We start from the raw sequence: 18,543 nt of genomic DNA, 5'->3' as shown, positions 1-18,543 counted from the left end.
ACCGCCTTCGCTGAACCGCTGGAACTCCTTTCAAGGGAAATCAAACCCCGCGCCACCATGGGAGACTGGGGCCGCCAGGTCCTCATGATGGCACAAGAAGGTCGCTTTGGACTTTAAGGACCTGCGCTGATGACCCAAACAGAAACGGTGCGCTGGGAAAACCGGTCATAGCGCACAGGGCCTCAACCGGTTTTCTCTAGTTCCTTCAAGTAATCAGCCGGGGGGACAAAACCCGCAAACCGGTGCAGCTCTTTGCCATCCGGCGAAAAGACCAAAGTGGTGGGCGCGCCGGTGACGTTGAATTTTTTCACAACATCCATATGACTGCGTCCCTCCAGGCGTACCGGGACATACTTGGAATTCAAGCTCTCCACCACCCCCGCGTCGGCGTGAGTCTCGGTGTGTAGCCGGGTGCAGTGAGAGCAGCCGTCCATATACAGTTCCAGCACGATGCGCCGGTTCGCTTTCTGGGCCTCTTCCTGGGCCGAATCCCAGCTATCCCGCCAGTTGATTTCTCCCATGAGGTTTCTCCTTTCTTTTAGGGGTTTTCAGCCTATTTCGGGCCGGATCGGGTTTAACGAAGCAGCCCGGATTTGTCCATCCCCGCCCGCACTTAAACCATAGGTTACGATAAGGCGCATATCCCAAAAGGGCAAGGGTCAAGGCGGTTTTCAGTTATTTATTCGTAACGACTTAGTTAATTCAACATATGCCCCCTCTGCGTTCTCTGCGCCTCGGCGGTGAAAAATATCACCGCGAGGGGATCTGCCAGCAGCCAAGGTCACGGAACTGTATCTTTTTCCGGGGAGATGGTATGATTAATAGTTATCGTGGGATAATGGGTTCACGGACCCAGCGCGATTCATAATCGGGCTGCTGCTATCGGCCTGCGACTTGATGGGTGCCATGGCTTATCTGTTTATTCTCCTGCTGGCGGCAGCCTGGTTCTACCAATTTCTGGCGTTGGTCTCCTTGTGGCGGTTTTTTCAGTCCCCTCCCCCTGCCCCACCGGTTGCCACTGGCCCTGGCATCACCGTCTTGAAGCCCCTCAAGGGCTTGGGATCCCTCTCCAAAGAATGTCTGGCGAGCTTCCTGGCCCAGACTTACCAGCCCTTTCAGGTGCTCTTCGGGGTGCGGGAGGCTGACGACCCGGTGGTGGCGCTCCTGGTGGAATTGCAGCAGGCTTATCCCCGGTGCGATCTAGAGATTGTCGTCTGCCCGGAGGATCTGGGACTCAATCCGAAAATCAGCACCTTGCAGCAGCTTCTGCCCCGGGCGCGGTATGATCTCTTGGTGGTTGCCGACGGGGACGTGAAGGTGGACCCCGATTACCTGGCCCAGGTGGCCGCAGCCTTCCGGGAGCCGGGGCTGGGCCTGGTGAGCTGCCCATACCGGGCCGGCCGGCCCCAAACCCTGGGCGCCGCCCTTGAAGCCATGACCATCGCCGCGGATTTTATCCCTTCGGTGGCCGCGGCCACGTCGGTCGAGGAGATACGGTTTGCGCTGGGGGCCACTATGGCCCTGACCCGGCAGGCCCTTACCGCCAGCGGCGGTTTCGCCCCCCTGGCTGATTTTTTAGCGGATGATTATCAATTGGGCTACAGGGTTGCCCAGACGGGGCTTCAGGTCTTGATTCTGCCCTACGTGGTGGAGACCAATAACCCCGAGATGAGTTTGGCGGCCTACCTGGCCCACCAGCTCCGTTGGGCCCGCACCTACCGGGTCTGCCGCCCCGGCGGCTACCTGGCCTACGGCATTACCCACGCCCTGGTATACAGCCTCGCGGTTCTGGTGGCCGCAGGGCTGGCTCCGTGGGCCTGGGGCTTGGTGGCGGCCACTCTTATGCTGCGCGGGGTGGTGGCCGGGTTTTCCGAGCGCCTCTGTCTGAAGGGGGACCTGCCCTGGTGGGCCTTGGGCCTTTTGCCCCTGAAAGACTTGTTATCCTTCGGCCTGTGGCTGGCGAGTTTCCTGGGCAGCCGGGTCTCTTGGGGTGAACGAAATTTTCGCGTGACCCCTGAGGGCAAGCTGGAGCTTTGGTAATTTGAATCTGAGGACGGGCTCCATAGGCGAAACGCCTGTGGCTACGAATCCATGAAGGAATGATTGATGGATAAGAAAATCCTGAAACAGTTGTTGGAGGAGGTCCGAGCCGGGCGGGTGCCGGTGACTGAGGCCCTGAAGCGTCTTCGCACCCTGCCCTTTGAAGACCTGGGGTTCGCCCGGGTGGATCATCACCGCCAACTCCGGCAAAGTTTCCCCGAAGTAGTGTTCGCCGCGGGTAAGAGTCTGGAACAGATCCGGGGCATCCTTACGTCCCTGAGCGCTCGCTCGGATAACATCCTGGTGACCCGTCTGGAGCCGGACATGGCCGCGGCGCTCACGTCCGACTTTCCGGGCGTCCGTTATTATCCCGACTCCCGGGCGTTAACCCTCAGCCGGGGAGAAATCCCCGACCGGGGCCGGGGTCTGATCCTGGTGATTTCGGCTGGCACCTCGGACATTCCCGTGTCCGAAGAGGCCCTGGTCACCGCCCGCATCATGGGCCACCGCGCGGAAGCCCTGTACGATGTGGGGGTGGCAGGCCTGCACCGCCTCCTGGCGCACCAGGATTTGCTGGCCCAGGCCACCTGCTTCATCGTGGTGGCGGGCATGGAAGGGGCGCTCCCCAGCGTGGTGGCGGGCCTGGTGGACCGGCCGGTGGTCGCGGTGCCAACCAGCATCGGTTACGGCGCCTCCTTCGGCGGCCTGGCCGCGCTTTTAGCCATGCTCAATTCCTGCGCCACGGGCCTTGCGGTGGTGAACATCGACAACGGCTTTGGCGCCGGCTACCTGGCGGCCATGATTAACCGGAAGGATTAGGAAGAAGACAGATAGCCGCTTTTTGATTTTTAACTCATTCCCAAGTTAAGCTTCGGAATAAGTTGAAAAACGATCAAACGACACCCTTCCATTCTCCTGAGTTTGCTTGTCTCCGGGAGCCAATAAAATTAGTTGGGTTTGCGTAAGCCAAAAGGCTATATTTGTGTGTTAGGCAATCCGCCTGATTTTTCTGGGCCAAATACCACTTTTCCAAAAAGGACTCTTTTTGTCCAGGTTTCATAACCTCGGTTCAAGCTTGAGCAAGGCGCTATTCCGCAGCGCCTGGCTGATAATTCTGTTTAGCCTCTTGATGACGGCGTTCTCCGTCTACTATGCCTTGAACCACTTGTCGATGCGGACCAGCCGGGGCGACCTGGTGGGCTCCAACCTTCGTATTATGCAGTTGAGTGAAGTAATGGATCGACAATTCGGCTCCCGGGATAATCTCGCCGTGGTAGTGGAGAATTCCGACCCAAAGCATAGCGTCCAGTTTGTTGAGGCCCTGGCGGCAGAATTGGCGCTCTACCCTCAAAACTTTCGGGAGATATTCTATCGGGTTGATCCGCAAAAGTTCAAGCATTGGGCTTTGCTTTATCTGGGACAGAAGGAGCTGCTCGAACTCAAGGGCAAGTTCTCCGAGCATCAAAAGGAGTTGCGAGCCCTAGCCGCCGATCCCCGCCTTAACCGGTTCTTTCAAGTGGTTAACGAAGAGCTCACCCGGGCCATGTTGGGGGAGCTCTTTACCGGGTTTTTAAAAGAAGGACAGGAAAAAGCGAAGATTCCCGATCTTGGGCTGCTGCAAGCCACCCTTAACCAACTGGAGATAAGCCTGACCGGGGGCGGAGCGTTTGACTCACCTTTTAAAAGTATTTTCCCCGGAGGGATGGCCGACCTGAACCAGGCAGGCTACTTTTTTACGGAGAACGATAAGTATCTGCTGCTTTTGGTGACTACCCGGCAAGAAGACCATACCGAGGCCGCCGAAGATTTAAAGCTGCTGCGACAGGTCCTGGATCGGGTTAAAGCCCGCTTTCCAGGCATCCAGGCCGGGGTTACCGGCCCCGGAGCCTTGGAAGCTGATGAAATGTCCGAGGCCATGGCCGATGTTGGACTCGCCTCCTGGGTGTCCCTCGTCGGGCAAATGTTATTAATGATCCTCTTTTTCCGCAGCCTGAAAAGAACCCTGGTACAAGGAGCGGTCCTGTTTATTGGGCTGTGCTGGACTTTCGGCGTCGCGGCCCTCGCGGTGGGGCACCTGAACCTGCTCTCCATTGTCTTTGGACCTCTGTTGCTGGGAATCACCGTGGACTTCGGTATCCACTGGTATTCCCGCCTGGAGGAGGAACAGGGTCGGGAACCGCTCTGCACCAGGGGCAACCTGGCCTGCACCATCAGACACGCCTCCCCGGGAATCTTTTATGCCGCCCTGACCGCGGTGGTCTCGGTGGCCCCCTTGATATTTACCGGGTTTAAAGGATTGGAAGAACTGGGACTCATCATTACCTTGGGTATCCTGGTCAACATATTTGCTTTTCTGGTTTTGCTGCCGGCTCTGGCAATCGTGACCGAACGATGGACCTCCGGACCTTTTGAAGTAGAATGCGGCGGCACACCTCGTTCCTTTCTTTCCCTGAGGTGGCGGCGGCCAGGCCTGGTGGCAGCCTTGGGATTGGTCATCACGGTCATAGGCGGGGTTAGCCTGTTTCACGTTCCTTTTGACTTAAACCCGTTGCACCTGCAAAATCCCCGAACCGAGTCCGTAGTCTGGGAACAGAAGCTCATTCGGGAGTCCAAATACTCAACCACTTATGGGGCTATGACAGTTAGTAGCATCAAGGATCTGCCGCGCCTGACGGAGGCCTTGAAAAAGCTGGACAGCGTCTCCCACGTGGAGTCCATCCTATCTTTCCTGCCTGGCCAGGTGAAAGACAAGCAACGTCTGTTGGCTGAACTGAAGCCCTTGGTGACCGGGGTAGATTTTGCTGCCGGCCCGCCAAGCCCTTCGGGCCCAATAGAACTTGCCTCTATCCTGGGGAGTATCCGGTTCAAGCTGTCGCGTGCCGTGGAAAGCCATTGGGAGCCTGAGGATAAGCCCATCCAGGAGAAGCTTAGCGAAGTCAACCGTTCGCTTTTGCGCCTTATCCCTCTCTTAAAGCAGGGAACCAATCCCCAGACCGCCACGCGCCTGGCAGATTTTGAGCAAAAATTTTTCTCCGATCTGCACGACCAATGGGACTTTTTGCGGGCTAATACGGATCGGGCCATGAGACCGCCGCGCCTTGAGGATTTGCCCCAAAATGTGCGCGAGCGCTTCATCAGCCCCGAGGGGCAGTATCTTATCCGGATCTTCCCTTCCCGGGATATTTGGAATCCTGAGCCTTTAGGGGAATTTGTGCGCGACTTAAGGGGCATAGACCCTAACGTCATCGGGGACCCGGTGTTACTTTATGTATTCACCTTGGCGTTTCGCAACGCCTGTCTCTGGGCGGCCGGGGTTTCCCTCTTAGGCATTGCCTTGATGGTAGCGTTCCTGCTGCGAAGTTTGCGGCTGACGATCCTGGCCTTGGTCCCTCTGATAGTGGGGACCTCATTAACCTTGAGCCTGATGTGGCTTTTGGAGGTCCCTTTTAACCAGGCTAATGTGCTCTTTTTACCGCTGATACTGGGAGAAGCTGTAGAGTACGGTATTATCATCCTGGTGCGCTGGCAACAGGAAAAATCGGCTCGGGTCATCACCTTACCTGCGGGTACCGCCAAAGGGGTTCTTTTAGCCGCGTTGACTACCGCCGTGGGTTTCGGCAGCTTAATGATTTCGGGCCACCATGGCACCTTTACCTTGGGGCTCTTGTCCGCGGTAGGCAGCCTGAGTGTTTTGCTGGCCGCATTGAGCGTCTTGCCAGCGCTCCTCCGGCTGTTAAGAGAGCGTCATCCTGCACCCTAGCTTGCCATCTTTGGCAGCTATCGATTGGGTGGAATAAATGCCGGGTATTATCTGGATAGTGGAAGTTGAGAGTTGTGATAAGTTCCTGAGCGCAGCATAAATATTGCCTTTGTCAGGTCGAAGACCAAGTTCCCGCGTGCATGTCTTCCTCAACCTCAAAGGGAGAGTGGGTGAGCCGCGTTATGTTGTAATTTACCCGGGCATACCGGGAAATTTAGCTGATTAGGCCTGAGGTCTGCGGGTATATTATCTATTGGGAGCTAAGAAATGGAGCTCAAATTCGAGTTGCTTTAGGTCTCTTGGATCAATATTTGAGGACTCTATGGAGGGAATTAAATACACATCCTTTCCCAGGACCTCCAGGCGGTGGTTATCGCCCGGTATTGCAAGAACAGATAGATCATCCTGAAAAGCGTGATCTAACGACGAAGTAACAGAATTGATACCAAAAATCGCCTCGTCAGTGGTAAGGATCTCACTGCAAGGCGCCTTTCCGGTAATATCGGTAATCTCTATGAAGTCTTCCAGCGAGATCATCCCAGCCGGGACCGAAGCAGGGATAGCCAGGTACATCAGCATTACCGTCCATAGGAAAATTATTCTTGGGCTGTTGAGCCTTTTTCTCCAACTGTACAAGTCTCCCTCCTTGGAGCGCCATGAGTTGGCTGCCGCGTTCTGTTTTTATTAAGTAATTGCCCTAACCAGAACACAATATGAAGCCAATCTTTACCCTTGGTTTTAGCTGTCAAGTCAGAATATGGGTCCTTTTTTTTGTGGATGACCGGAGTGAGGTTTCTGTCAACAATCCCATCTGCCCCAAAAATGATCTATGGGTGCCAAAACAGGATGCCATGAAGACGATATCTTCTCTGTTGCCTCGATGGGGCCTTCAAGCGGATATCATTAGGGTATGACTTTATGTAACCCAAACTCGGAAGATTAAGCTATGGTCAAAAGTGTCAAATCACTCTAGGCATTTTTACCTAAATATTTATGTATATTTTTGTGATTGATGTGGCTTAAAGTGAATCAAGGAAAATCCGATTCGGTCTTTACAGTTCCTCACCTCATCCTTTCCCCCCCAGAAAATGATAAGATAGGCGGATGGTCGACTGTTATAGCACCGGAATCAAAACCCGATCCCAAAATACCGGCCCTGCCTGGTCCCAGAGGCACTGAGGACGTGATGCAATGAAACCCGTACGCTGCCTGTTCCTGGCATTCTTCCTGACCCTAAGCCTGGTTGGTTCCCTCCACGCCGCCGAAAGCCACCGGATTTTCCAAACCTCCACCCTCCAGGCCCTCATGGATGGAGTCTACGACGGGGACCTGACGTTTGAAGAGTTGGCCCGGCATGGCGACTTCGGCGTCGGAACTTTTAACGCCCTGAACGGCGAAATGATCGCACTGGACGGGAAATTTTACCAGATCAGGGACGATGGCCGGGTTACTCCTGTGGCCGGCACTATGAAGACTCCGTTCGCGGAAGTGACTTTCTTTAAGGCCACTAAAACCCACATGCTGGAAAACCCCCTGACCTACCGGCAACTGACCGGCTATATCACTACCCTGTTGCCCAGCCCAAATCTCCTCTACGCCATTAAGATCGAAGGGTTCTTCCCATACGTCAAGACCAGAAGCGTTCCCCGCCAGCATAAGCCCTATCCCCCCTTAACGGAGGTTGCCAAAAAACAGGCGGTTTTTGAGTTTACCAATGTTAAAGGGGTAATCGTGGCCTTCCGCTATCCCCAATACCTGTCCGGCGTCAACCTGGCCGGTTACCACTGCCATTTCATCACCGCGGACCGCCAGGGCGGCGGACACCTCCTGGATTGCCGGGTGGAGGGGGCCACGATGGCCATTGATACCATTCCCAAGCTTGACTTGCGTCTGCCTGAAACCCAAGAATTCATGCAGACGGATTTAACCAAGGAGCGGCAGCACGAACTGGAAAGAGTCGAAAGGTGATCCGAAAGCCACCGGATGGAGGGAAGGAATCCCGCGCTCTAAGCCATTGCTTTTTTAAGTCGGATGCTTACCATTCTACCTGAGGAGGTCAACCATGAAAACCTGCCTCTGGTTATTTTTGATCCTCTGTGTGATTGTGGTCGGGTGCGCCCCCGGTTATTATGCCACCGGATCGTCTTACCAGGAAGGCCCTCCCGCTGAGAGATTTGAAGGGATGTCGTTTAATAATCCCGAAACCGCGGAAGAAAAGACCATGAGGATTTGGCGTGAAGGTGCGAGCCGCTGAGCCAACCGCGGTTCGCCATGGTCCCCCGGGCTGAAAGAGCATTACCCCACCCACTGAAGCCTGAACAATCTCATACCCTGGTCAGTCTGCCGGTTATCGTGAATGATAGGGTGGTCGTGGAGTTTATAGCAGTTGCCAAAAATTCTTTCTGATTGCTGGATTTCTAAATCCCCCTAAATCCCCCTTTTTCAAAGGGGGACTTTTACAGCAATTCCGCTAAGTTCCCCCCTTTGGAAAAGGGGGGTTATACGAAGTTGCGGCCATACAAGTAATTTGTGTTTTGTAGGGGCGGACCTATGTGTCCGCCCTCAGGACCGGCACTCGCGCAGGTGCGTCCCTACAGAATCGAAGCTATGTTTACTTCGATGAGCGCAACTCGGTAATGTACCTTAAAGGAAAAAACTTTTGGCAAACGCTAAACTCAGAGATCAGAGTGGCGAGTGAAGCATGGATTATACTGAGTTGCGCTCATAAAGGTAATTTCAAAGAAGTTAGGCGCCGGCTGAAACTTCGTGTCCGAAACCGGCTAGTCTTAAGGGATTGGGGTAGAAAGTCCCCCTTTGAAAAAGGGGGATTTAGGGGGATTTGAATTTTCACGGTAAAGCCTGCGGCTACCAAATTACCTGTTTGAACACTTTTCCTTATAACAGTCACTCATGAGCCTTTGGCTCTCTCAAAAGCATGAAACCCCGGTAGGGCGGGCGTCCCCGCCCGCCACTCTACTTTGAACTTTGAACCTTGAACCTTGAACTTTTCTAAGCAGATCAGGGTGCTGAGTGAAGCCTGAATGAGAGCCACCCCTAGATCTTGGACGGCTCTTTTTTCGCGTCCAAGACCGCCCGCACGTGGGCCAATTCGTGCTTGGCCTGAAGGAGTTCCGTTTGCAACTGCATGCGCTCCTTTTTTAAGACGGCTTCAGGCCCTAAGGTGGCCAAAGCCCTCTCCAGATCCTCCACCTTTCGGGTTAAGCGGTAGAGTTCTTGAGCCAGATAGCGAACGCTCATGGTGCCCCCTGGGTGTGGTCCAGGGAATCCAGGTCACCCGGCATCGGCCCTTCCGGCGTTACCACCGACGGCAGTACGAAGTAGAAATTGTTGCCCCCGGGGGTGGCCTCGTACCCCACTTCGCCACCGTGGGTTTCCACAACGTTGCGGACAAAAAAGAGCCCTCGGCCAGTACCCACCTCACCGTCAATATTGGTGCCCCGGTAGCCCTCGTCGAAGATATGGGGCACATCTTCCGGGGGCAGGTGGGGGCCAGTGGTAAAGACATTGAACTTGATGCCGTCTTTGCCGGGGCCAAAATAGTTTTTCAGGTGATCCCGGCCATATGCCATGTATTTGCGGCCTTCAAAATTGCGCCGGGCATATTTCACCGCATTGGAGAACAGGTTGGCATAGACTTGGGACATGAGACCCTTGTCCACCGACAGGGCTAAGTCTTCATCGGGCATGACTCCGGCGCCGGTGTCGATCTCGATGTGGCGTTCCTGAAGCTTGTCAATATAGAGATTTAATTGCGGTTCAATGATTTCTTTGGTTACCCGGGTCGTCCGCCGCCGCAGGACGAATTGGCCTTTCTGGAAGTGGGACAGGCGAAACAGGGATTCAATAAAGAGACTAACCCCTTTGTAATGCTGTTCAAGATGTTCGTAGTCCTTCTCCAGATCGTCAATCAGGCTCCGAAAGACCTGCCGGGCATCCGGATGTCCTGGACAGGCGGGCTTCCTGATTTCGCAGACGCATTCCAGGTCCTGCAGCTTCTTGATCTTGTTGCGCAAATGCCGGAGATAGAGGCTGAGGCTGATGTTGGGAATGATCACATTGTGTTCGATATCGGCCACCAGGCTGTTGATAAAGCGAATGTGCTGAATATTCTGGCGGGCGATAATCTTGACGTGGACGTTGTACCCCAGGCGGTTGGCAAATTTTTCAAAGAAAAACCGGTCCGCCGCCGAGATCCGGGCCTCTGGGTATAATTCCAGCATCCCGATAACCTGCTCCTTGGCGTAAAAGGGAAGCTGGTTCACCAAGAGCAGGTTGCCCCGGATGGGGATAATCAGGCCGCCATCGGCAGAGTAAGGCTGGCTGGCCAGATGGATGTGATCTGGAGGGGGTGTCTTATCGGGATAGAGCCCCCGGAGGCTATCGCAGGTCAGATCCAGCCGGTTCTCGGAGCAAACCAGGTAGAGGCGGGCGTCCAGATCAAAGAACTCCTTGATGACGCTCACCGCGACCCGGTAGAAGTTCTCTATGGTCTCGTATTCCTGGGCCAGGTCATAGAAGGTCTTGAGGGCGTCGTCCTTCAGGGGGCCAAAATTGTACTCCTGAAAGATGTACCTCTTTTCCTTGATCCGGGCGGAAACTTCTGCCAGGTCCATGGGCATATCCATCGTGGCGTCCTTTGGACGGGATGATCGTCACCCCGGTTCTGCCCCGCAGGCCTTTTGTTGTCAGCGGGCGGCGGCTCGCCGGTATTCCTTGACCCCCAGTTCATAGAGATCCCGCCCCTGACAATCATTGATGACAATGGTAGGAAAACCTTCCACCTCCAAGCGATGCACTGCCTCCGGCCCCAGCTCGGGGAAAGCGATTACTTCGGCTTTCTTGATGCGCTGGGAAATGAGGGCCCCTGCGCCGCCGGTGGCCCCCAGGTAAACGGCCTTGTGTTCTTGAAGCGCCGCAATGACTTCAGCGGAACGTTTGCCTTTGCCGATCATCGCCTTCAACCCCAGCTTGATCAGCGTCGGAGCATAGGAATCCATACGATAGCTGGTGGTGGGACCGGCGGCTCCGATGACCCGGCCGGGCCGGGCCGGGCTGGGACCCACGTAATAGATAATCTGTCCTCGTACATCCATGGGCAGGTTCTCGCCCCGGGCCAGCATATCCACCAGACGCTTGTGGGCCGCGTCCCGGGCCGTATAGATCACCCCGCTGACTATGACCGTATCGCCGATTTCCAGTTGCACGACGTCCTGGTCGGTCAGAGGCGTTGTCAGTTTCACCGTCTTGGCCATGATTTACCTTTTATGCCAGTTTCCCATTCAAAGACTATCAGGAAAAAATGAGATTTTGATTCTTTTTAACAGTCGCTTATGAGCCTGTGACTCTCTCAAATCCATGCAAATTCGGTAGGGCGAGGTCTCCGTCTCTGTTGCGATCTTGGGGCAATGGTGCGCAATGCGAACCCTGCATTAACCTTGAACCTTGAACTTCGAACTTTACAGCACCACTTCCTTATGACGGGAAGCGTGGCATTGAATGTTGACCGCCACCGGCAGCGAAGCAATGTGGCAGGGCTGCATCAGGATATGCACAGCCATCGCGGTGATTCTGCCTCCCAGACCCTGGGGTCCGATGCCCAGGTCGTTGACCGAGGCCAGGAATTGCTGCTCCAGGGCCGCCAGTTCCGGATCGGGGTTGGGCTGACCCAATTCCCGGAGCAAGGACTTCTTGGCTAAAAGCGCGGCCCGCTCAAAGACCCCTCCGATGCCTACACCCACAATAATGGGGGGACAAGGGTTGGGGCCGGCTTCGGCCACGGTGGAGATCACTTTTTCTTTGACGCCGGCCAGGCCTTCCGCGGGCTTCAGCATATAGAGGCGGCTCATGTTTTCGCTGCCCCCGCCCTTGGGGACGATGGTGAGCTTGACGCGGTCTCCCGGGACAATTTCGGTGTGAATGACCGCCGGCGTGTTATCGCCGGTATTGGCCCGGGTTAGCGGGTGGCACAGGGATTTCCGCAAATAGCCTTCGCCGTATCCCTGGCGCACCCCTTCGTTAATCGCCTCCGTAAAATCACCACCCACCAGGTGCACGTCCTGGCCTATTTCGGCAAAAATGATGGCCAGGCCGCAGTCCTGGCACATGGGAATGCGCTCTTCTTGGGCGATACGGGCGTTTTCCAACAGTTGCCGGAAGATTTCTTTGCCGCTGGGGGATTCCTCGGCCTCGGCCCCTTTGGCCAGAGCGGCCAAAAGATCGGCGCCGGGCTCATAATTGGCGGCAATGGCCGCGGCTTTCACGGCCTGGGTGACCTGGGCCACCTCGATCTGTCGCATATATGCTCCTAAAAAACGCTTATCGGCTTTGAGTTATGGTTTTGAAGAATCAAAAATCTTTCTTATTCATCCAGGTCATTCTTAAAGAATTGCTGGCTGGAGGCCTGGGGTGCCTTCTCCTGAGCGACTTCAGCCTCGGGGTAGAACGTCTCATCGGATTCCGCCGCGGCTTCATCGTCAGTGGCGTTGCCGGCGGTCTCCTCAGTTCCCTTCTTAGCCAGCACCGTGTCCGAGGCCTCCTGGAATTGCTCTACTGGCGTGCCTTTCAAGGCCTCTTTCATGTAGGCGATGAAAATGGGGGCCGCGGCTTGGGAGCCGGTTTCCTTGGGACCCAGACTACGTTCGTCATCCATCCCCACCCAGGTCCCGGTGATCAAAGACGGCGTGAAGCCGATGAACCAGGCGTCCCGGGTTTTATTGGTGGTGCCGGTTTTGCCTCCCATGGGCCGCCCCAGGACCCGGACCCGGGTCGCGGTGCCCCGCTCCACCACACCCGTCAGGAGATTGGTCATGGTCTCGGCGGTTTGGGGGCTGATCACCTGCTGGCCGTGAACCCGGCTTTCCATCAGGACTCGGCCGTCCCGGTCTTCGATCCGGTTAATGAAAACGGGTTCGAGCAACTTCCCGTCATTGGGGAAAGCCGAGTAGGCCCGGGTCAGTTCCATCAAGGTGACATCGGAAGCGCCCAGGGCGGACGCATAATTGGGAAAGATGGGGCTCACGATCCCCAGAGTCTTGGCCATGCGTAGCGTGGCCGGGACGCCGATAGCCATCATCAGCCGCACTGCGGGAACGTTACGGGAATGGGCTATGGCATAAGATAAGGGGATGGGGCCGTAAAAGCGGTGGTCATAATTTTGCGGCGACCACAACTGGCCGTGCTTGCCTCCGGGCAGGGAAAGGGGGGAGTCCACCAGAATGGAATCCGGGCGATAGCCTTTTTCCACCGCGGCGGCGTAAAGGATGGGCTTGAAAGCCGAGCCGGGTTGCCTCCGGGCCTGGGTGGCCCGGTTGAAAGTGCTGTCGCCAAAGTCCTTACCGCCCATGAGCACCCGAACCTGTCCGGTCTTCAATTCCATGGACATCACCGCGGCCTGGACCATGGGCGCGGCGATCAACTCCGCGGTCCACATTTTGCTCTGGCGCTCCCGGCTCAGAAGGCGCACCTGGACCACATCCCCCGGCCTTAAGGAGGCCACCGGCGTGGAGGCCCGGGATTTGCCGCCGCTGGGGTCCTGCAAGATGCCCCACTGGTCTCCCAGGCGAAAATAGACGCCCTTGGCGCCCTTGCGCCGATCCGGAGACTTCACCACCAGGGTGGTCACCGCCAGTCCCTTACGCGGCGGGTATTTCCGGTAATACTTGACCTGGCGGTCCTGGAAGGACGCCATTTCCTTGCCGCTAACCTGCTTCAGCGGCCCCCGGTAGCCGTTGCGCTGGATGAGGCCGTCGATGCCTTCCTGGATTGCCTCGTGGGCCACGCGGTGGAGTTGGACGTCCGCGGTGGTATAAACCCGCAGTCCCATATTGTAGACCGATTCCCTGCCAAAACGGTCTTCCAGCAGGGTCCGCACTTGCTCCGTAAAGTAGCCGCAATTCTTGACCCACTCCGGCCGGAAGGGCTTAAGCTTGATGGGCTGCCGGAAGGCCGCCTCTTCCTGTTCTTTGCTGATGAACCCCACTTCGGCCATACGCCTCAGCACGTAGGCCTGGCGTTCCTTGGCCCGCTGGGGATTGAGGTAGGGATCATAGCGGCTGGGGGCCTTGGGGATGCCCGCCAGGATGGAGACCTCCGCCAGGCTCAAGTCCTCCACATGCTTGGAGAAGTACTCCTGGGCCGCGGCTTCCACCCCGTAGGCCCCGTGACCCAGGAAGATATGATTCAGGTAGACGTCGAGAATCTCTTCTTTGGTCATGTAATGATCGATGCGATAGGCCAGCACCGCTTCCCGGATCTTCCGGGTGAAACTCTTCTCAGAGGTAAGGAGGATGCGTTTCACCACCTGTTGGGTGATGGTGCTGCCACCCTGGACCACTTCGCCGGCTTCCAGATTGCGGAAAAAGGCCCGGACTATGCCGGAGATATCCACCCCGGGGTGTTCGAAGAACCGCGCGTCTTCCGCGGCCACAAAGGCCAGGATCAGGTGCCGGGGCAGGCGGCTATAAGGCACCTCGATCCTGCGTTCGGAGTAGAACTCCCCGATGCGCTGGCCGTCCCGGGCAAAGACCTGGGTGATCACCGGGGGCCGGAACTCCTTGACGGAGGTAAAATCCGGCAGGTCCCGCAAAAAATGGTGGTAGACGAACACCCCGCCCGCGGCCACCACCAAAAGCCCGGTAAAGAGCAGCCCGTAGATGATCATATTCAGCCGCCGGGCCCAGCGCCGCCGTTGATGATATTTTTCCAACCGGTTGGGGTTGGGTTCCTTGAAAAATTTCATATATGCCTTGGGTTACGCTTGCTTTCAGACGTGGATAGTTCCAGATTTTCGGGGGAAGGGGGACCTGCCGTTGGCACACTTAAAAGAGATTCTCCCTTCACCCCGCATTCCCGGCGCACCGGCCGCCAGCCTCCCCGCCAGCGCGCCCGCTTACCACACCTAGTCGGATGAACCTCATTAATTATTAATTATATATCAAATTATCATACCTTCTTAAAGTTTTCCATGAATTGTCCGACCTGCACCCCCAAATGGATGCATTCGATGTTATCCATGCACTTGTCAGCGTCCACTTTGTCGATATAGGTGGCCAGGTGGTGCTGGTCTTTCTTCAACTCCAGGACGTAGGTATTTTTCCCTTTGTCAAAGGTAAGGGAAGAAGTTACGCCGTGCTTGTCGATATCCGGGTACATCAGGTGGATCTTGTCCTTTAATTCGGCGATTGTGTGAGCCATAGTTATCACTCCTTGTGGCGAATTAGGCGGGCAAATCTCGCCGCCGAGCCCATACAAGACTCTATCCTGAAAATAAGGACCACAACCGGGCGCGGCAAGGGGAAAGGACGATTTTCTCGAAACAATTCCTGGACCTTGCCTCCACCGACCTATTTCCAAACCGGTATCAAGGCTTGAAGTCTTCTCAACCAGGAACAGGTTTGGGAGCATGGGTTTAATACCGATGTGCATCCAAATGGTGGCACAGGCGTCTCGCCTGTGCAGGAGCAGGCCGCAGCCTGCGACCGCCCTCAATAGCTTCTTGAATGCACCTGGAATAAGTCCCCCTTTGAAAAAGGGGGATTTAGGCAGCAGCGTCCGGCTAGGTTTTTGCAAATGAGGAAGTTCGTTGGGCGTAGTCCAACAGCTCAAAAATTCGCTGCGCACTTCCGGCCCCGAGAAGATTACTTCCCCCTCACCCTAACCCTCTCCCCCATTGGGGAGAGGGGAAAAAGTGGAACCGATTTAATGCCTTATGGTTACTAAAACGGCCACATCTGCTACCCCCTCTCCACCCGCTTCGGGGGGAGAGGGCTGGGGTGAGGGGGGCAGAACAACCTCATGCAATTTTCTAACCGGACACTGCTAGGATTTAGGGGGATTTCAAGAGGTTATAAAAATCCCCGCTACCCCCTTTTCCAAAAGGGGGTGATTTTTTTCATCTCGTCCCATAGCTCCAGCTTTCCCATCTCCCTCCCAATCCCGTAGGGCGGGAAAGCGTAGCGCATCCCGCCTTTTCCATCTCGTTCCCAAGCTCCAGCTTGGGGAAGCATATTCTTACGCCAAGCTCCGCTTGGCGACAGATATGTCCATTATATCACCGGCGGAAGCAAAGCAGAGCCTTCCAAAAAAAATAGGTTCCCAAACAGGAGCTTGGGAACCAAAAGAAAAAACCCGGCTAAATAATGACCGGATTTTGGAGGTGGAATTGGTTTATTTTATTTATAGCTTATTTTACCCTACAATTATGCGACTCTTCGTAAGATATTATCTCTTTGAAACTTTATCTCCCATTCTTTCGTCGTGCACCGGAACTATCCTTTAAGTTCTATTTTTTGCTGCACTAACTTTTTATAGGTGATTTCAGTCTCGTCACACCATCCATAGACCTCTTCTAATACTTCCTGCGCCACCCTGAGCCTGTCCGTGTCGAGGACACATACATCACCTGTCTCTAGTACTAACTGTTTCACGGGAGGATTCAGAAGCAATTTTTTAATAGCAGCCAATTCACCTTGAATTGCCATCAAGTCCTGAATTGAGGGCAGCCCGATACAGTCTGCCAGTGACTGAACTTCCTCCAGGAGGTGAACTTCCTCCGAGGTAATATGGTCGGAATATCTCATGGTATTTCTCCTTGATAACAGGCTATAGTTTTCCCCACCTGCAATCTGCCTGTATATCACTGGAGCAACTCTATGTCAAGCTAAAATGTCCTCGGTGGCCCAGGCGTCTCGCCTGGGCAAAGCAGCTGAAACCTACGGACTCCATTGACGCCGCCTCGGGCAGCGACGCTACACTTATCCTACTCGTCCCCAAACTCCAGCTTTTCCATCTCGCCCCCAATCCCGTAGGGCGGGAAAGCGTAGCGCATCCCGCCTTTTCCATCTCGTTCCCAAGCTCCAGCTGGGGACGCCTATTCTTACGCCAAGCTCCGCTCGGCGACAGATAATTGCATTTTATCACGAGCGGAAGCAAACCAGAGCCTTACAAAAAAATGGGTTCCCAAGCGAAGCTTGGGAACCAGAAGAAAACCCTTATCCTATTAGCATGCCTGCCAGAATTGGTAATTTATTTTTGCTGTGCCTGTTTCTCCCCCTCTTCTCCCTTATCCTGATTCACCTTTTCTCCCACGGAGACCGTAGCTGCATCCACCTTCTCCTTGCCAGTATAAGTGATGATTTCAGTTACCCGGTCGTTAGTATCGTAACATACCCCGACTTTGACATCAGTCCCACTTGCTACTGCCTCAACCGGGGTGCCAACTACCTCCCAGAGCCCAAGAGTGAAAACATCGGCTACAGCATGAAATACGGCTCTACCAGCCTTTGCTCCGGTGCTATAACCTTGACGAACCGAGAAAACGTCTGTCCGTTTTCCATCTTTCACTTCAGTAGTTAGTGGCGAGCCTAATTCTGAAACTACTCTTGATCTATCCACACCTTTAGATAATACTGACAAATCCTTTCTGCTAGGCTGCTGTGTCGCCATAACCACGGAACAACCTGTAATAATCATCACCACCAAACATAATATGCTAAGTTGTTTCATGAGGCGCCTCTCTTTTAACTATTATTTTTCAGCCTCTCCTTTGTAATCTCTTGAAGCTCTACCGGGAGACAAAACATCAAACTGATTTAAAGTTAGCTTGGTTTCTTAGTTCCCATCAAAGCCATAATGAAGTCTGAGTCATTAACCAGCTTAGATACAGCATCCTTTAATGCTCCTTCTAAAGCTAGTTTAGCATTATTCCCGGTAGCCAATTGAATATTCTGCTCTACGTAGTTTCCAGTGATTGTTTTATTATAAATTATATTGCCATTTGCTAGCTTAACTTGTAATCCCATCAAAACCTCTGCTGAGGCATCACCCGCAAAAAATCCTGTCTTGAAATCATTAATAAATTTTATTAATTCAACATTAATTATAGTATCACCATCGTTTACAATAAATCCACGGTTAGTCAATTCAGTTTTGATAGAATCCCGAACCAATTGAACAACATCATTATGAGGAATAATTGCACCCATTTCCATCCCATAGGCGTTCTTTTTATAAGATACTTTATCTTGCATACTTCGAGCGTCATTCACATTTACCTTGAGATGAATTTTTTCTGCTCCTCTAATCGGTTCGATATTTTTTTGAGGAGTGTAATCCACAGTTATAGCTTCTTTGGTTAAGGCACAACCTGATACTGAGAAACCAAACAGAAGAACCAAAGATGTCATCAGAAATTGCCATCTTTTACAGTTTTGCATATCAATCTCCCGCCAGTCACTCATTGCACATATTGAGGATATTTGTCAAATATTTTTTACTATTTTTTGTATTTATTATAGATAAGCGATTGATTGATAATCTTTTTATAGGTGAGTCCGTACCACATACCCCGTAGGGTGGGAAAGCGCAGCGCATCCCGCCTTTAGCATCTCCCATCTCCAGACTTCAAACGTTATCATCCGCCTCCCCTTAGGTAAATATCAAGGTAAAGCCCTCATCATCCTGCCTCACCAGGTCATGGACGCCATCCTCACCCTGCCCGCCCAAAAACCGCGTCATCTTTCGCAGCCATTCTGGAGGCCGGCCCCATCCAGAGTTTATGATGCTCCCATGCTTTACCGGGATAAAAGCGCCACGCTAATGGTCAAATCGTGGAAAATGAGGCGGTTCCAGCCGGCTCCCCCGTGTCGCGTCCCGGCACAGAGATCCCCGCTCATCCTGAATCCCTCGATATTTATTACTAAATTTGCCGAGAGTCGGATTTTTAA

At 54.2% G+C, this 18,543-nt stretch carries 16 protein-coding genes; 5 read left to right on the top strand and 11 right to left on the bottom strand.

Going from position 1 to position 18,543, the window contains the following annotated elements:
* Positions 1–182: 182 nt before the first annotated feature.
* Positions 183–521, bottom strand: coding sequence for a thioredoxin fold domain-containing protein (locus WC600_02725; protein ID MFA4901639.1), 339 nt, complete (start codon positions 519–521; stop codon positions 183–185).
* A gap of 385 nt (positions 522–906) precedes the next feature.
* On the opposite strand from WC600_02725, the gene hpnI reads away from it, so the two are divergent.
* The 3 genes from hpnI (at position 907) to WC600_02710 (ending at position 5,800) form a co-directional block, all read left to right on the top strand.
* Positions 907–2,040, top strand: coding sequence for a bacteriohopanetetrol glucosamine biosynthesis glycosyltransferase HpnI (gene hpnI, locus WC600_02720; GenBank protein ID MFA4901638.1), 1,134 nt, complete (start codon positions 907–909; stop codon positions 2,038–2,040).
* A 66-nt stretch (positions 2,041–2,106) separates the two neighbouring features.
* Entirely contained in the window at positions 2,107–2,859 is a 753-nt protein-coding gene (larB, locus tag WC600_02715; protein MFA4901637.1) for a nickel pincer cofactor biosynthesis protein LarB, read from the top strand.
* Positions 2,860–3,115: 256 nt separating this feature from the next.
* Complete coding sequence (locus tag WC600_02710) at positions 3,116–5,800, top strand: MMPL family transporter (protein MFA4901636.1); 2,685 nt, start codon at positions 3,116–3,118, stop codon at positions 5,798–5,800.
* Positions 5,801–6,046: 246 nt separating this feature from the next.
* Here WC600_02710 and WC600_02705 read toward each other — a convergent pair whose 3' ends face one another.
* On the bottom strand, positions 6,047–6,436 hold the full coding sequence (locus WC600_02705) for a hypothetical protein (GenBank protein ID MFA4901635.1): 390 nt from the start codon (positions 6,434–6,436) through the stop codon (positions 6,047–6,049).
* A 555-nt stretch (positions 6,437–6,991) separates the two neighbouring features.
* Here WC600_02705 and budA point away from each other — a divergent pair.
* The gene (gene budA, locus WC600_02700) at positions 6,992–7,768 is read left to right on the top strand and encodes an acetolactate decarboxylase (GenBank protein ID MFA4901634.1); all 777 of its coding nucleotides are present in this window, start codon (positions 6,992–6,994) and stop codon (positions 7,766–7,768) included.
* Positions 7,769–7,862: 94 nt separating this feature from the next.
* Entirely contained in the window at positions 7,863–8,054 is a 192-nt protein-coding gene (locus tag WC600_02695; GenBank protein MFA4901633.1) for a hypothetical protein, read from the top strand.
* Between the two features lie 800 nt (positions 8,055–8,854).
* Here the strand turns inward: WC600_02695 and WC600_02690 are convergent.
* The 9 genes from WC600_02690 to WC600_02650 form a co-directional block, all read right to left on the bottom strand.
* Complete coding sequence (locus WC600_02690; GenBank protein MFA4901632.1) at positions 8,855–9,058, bottom strand: hypothetical protein; 204 nt, start codon at positions 9,056–9,058, stop codon at positions 8,855–8,857.
* Positions 9,055–10,446, bottom strand: a complete 1,392-nt coding sequence (locus tag WC600_02685) for an ATP-binding protein (protein MFA4901631.1) — start codon at positions 10,444–10,446, stop codon at positions 9,055–9,057. The genes WC600_02690 and WC600_02685 overlap by 4 nt, the downstream gene beginning before the upstream one ends.
* A 60-nt stretch (positions 10,447–10,506) precedes the next feature.
* The gene (locus tag WC600_02680) at positions 10,507–11,073 is read right to left on the bottom strand and encodes a Fe-S-containing hydro-lyase (GenBank protein MFA4901630.1); all 567 of its coding nucleotides are present in this window, start codon (positions 11,071–11,073) and stop codon (positions 10,507–10,509) included.
* Between the two features lie 204 nt (positions 11,074–11,277).
* Positions 11,278–12,117 (bottom strand): fumarate hydratase, encoded by an 840-nt coding sequence (locus WC600_02675; protein ID MFA4901629.1) that lies wholly within the window; start codon positions 12,115–12,117, stop codon positions 11,278–11,280.
* A gap of 62 nt (positions 12,118–12,179) precedes the next feature.
* Entirely contained in the window at positions 12,180–14,558 is a 2,379-nt protein-coding gene (locus WC600_02670; GenBank protein ID MFA4901628.1) for a PBP1A family penicillin-binding protein, read from the bottom strand.
* Between the two features lie 203 nt (positions 14,559–14,761).
* Positions 14,762–15,013: a hypothetical protein gene (locus WC600_02665; protein MFA4901627.1), complete on the bottom strand. Its 252-nt coding sequence runs from the start codon at positions 15,011–15,013 to the stop codon at positions 14,762–14,764.
* 1,073 nt (positions 15,014–16,086) lie between these two features.
* Entirely contained in the window at positions 16,087–16,398 is a 312-nt protein-coding gene (locus WC600_02660) for a hypothetical protein (protein MFA4901626.1), read from the bottom strand.
* A gap of 445 nt (positions 16,399–16,843) precedes the next feature.
* A complete protein-coding gene (locus WC600_02655; GenBank protein MFA4901625.1) occupies positions 16,844–17,323 on the bottom strand; it encodes a hypothetical protein in 480 nt (159 codons plus the stop codon).
* Between the two features lie 92 nt (positions 17,324–17,415).
* Positions 17,416–18,033 carry a YajG family lipoprotein gene (locus WC600_02650; protein MFA4901624.1) on the bottom strand — a complete coding sequence of 206 codons (618 nt, stop codon included), beginning with the start codon at positions 18,031–18,033 and terminating at the stop codon, positions 17,416–17,418.
* Positions 18,034–18,543 lie beyond the last annotated feature (510 nt).

Source organism: Desulfobaccales bacterium, assembly GCA_041648175.1.
Taxonomy (GTDB): Bacteria; Desulfobacterota; Desulfobaccia; order Desulfobaccales; family 0-14-0-80-60-11; genus 0-14-0-80-60-11.
The sequence above is the reverse complement of the archived record's forward strand: the minus strand, read 5'-3'. Positions and strand labels throughout refer to the sequence as shown.

Bases quoted from the DNA above. Each gene is read 5' to 3' on its own strand.
- WC600_02675 (MFA4901629.1), bottom strand. From the start codon at position 12,117: ATGCGACAGATCGAGGTGGCCCAGGTCACCCAGGCCGTGAAAGCCGCG.
- WC600_02665 (MFA4901627.1), bottom strand. From the start codon at position 15,013: ATGGCTCACACAATCGCCGAATTAAAGGACAAGATCCACCTGATGTAC.
- WC600_02680 (MFA4901630.1), bottom strand. From the start codon at position 11,073: ATGGCCAAGACGGTGAAACTGACAACGCCTCTGACCGACCAGGACGTC.
- WC600_02685 (MFA4901631.1), bottom strand. From the start codon at position 10,446: ATGGATATGCCCATGGACCTGGCAGAAGTTTCCGCCCGGATCAAGGAA.
- WC600_02670 (MFA4901628.1), bottom strand. From the start codon at position 14,558: ATGAAATTTTTCAAGGAACCCAACCCCAACCGGTTGGAAAAATATCAT.
- larB (MFA4901637.1), top strand. From the start codon at position 2,107: ATGGATAAGAAAATCCTGAAACAGTTGTTGGAGGAGGTCCGAGCCGGG.
- WC600_02660 (MFA4901626.1), bottom strand. From the start codon at position 16,398: ATGAGATATTCCGACCATATTACCTCGGAGGAAGTTCACCTCCTGGAG.
- WC600_02690 (MFA4901632.1), bottom strand. From the start codon at position 9,058: ATGAGCGTTCGCTATCTGGCTCAAGAACTCTACCGCTTAACCCGAAAG.
- WC600_02655 (MFA4901625.1), bottom strand. From the start codon at position 17,323: ATGAAACAACTTAGCATATTATGTTTGGTGGTGATGATTATTACAGGT.
- hpnI (MFA4901638.1), top strand. From the start codon at position 907: ATGGCTTATCTGTTTATTCTCCTGCTGGCGGCAGCCTGGTTCTACCAA.
- WC600_02650 (MFA4901624.1), bottom strand. From the start codon at position 18,033: ATGCAAAACTGTAAAAGATGGCAATTTCTGATGACATCTTTGGTTCTT.
- WC600_02695 (MFA4901633.1), top strand. From the start codon at position 7,863: ATGAAAACCTGCCTCTGGTTATTTTTGATCCTCTGTGTGATTGTGGTC.
- WC600_02725 (MFA4901639.1), bottom strand. From the start codon at position 521: ATGGGAGAAATCAACTGGCGGGATAGCTGGGATTCGGCCCAGGAAGAG.
- budA (MFA4901634.1), top strand. From the start codon at position 6,992: ATGAAACCCGTACGCTGCCTGTTCCTGGCATTCTTCCTGACCCTAAGC.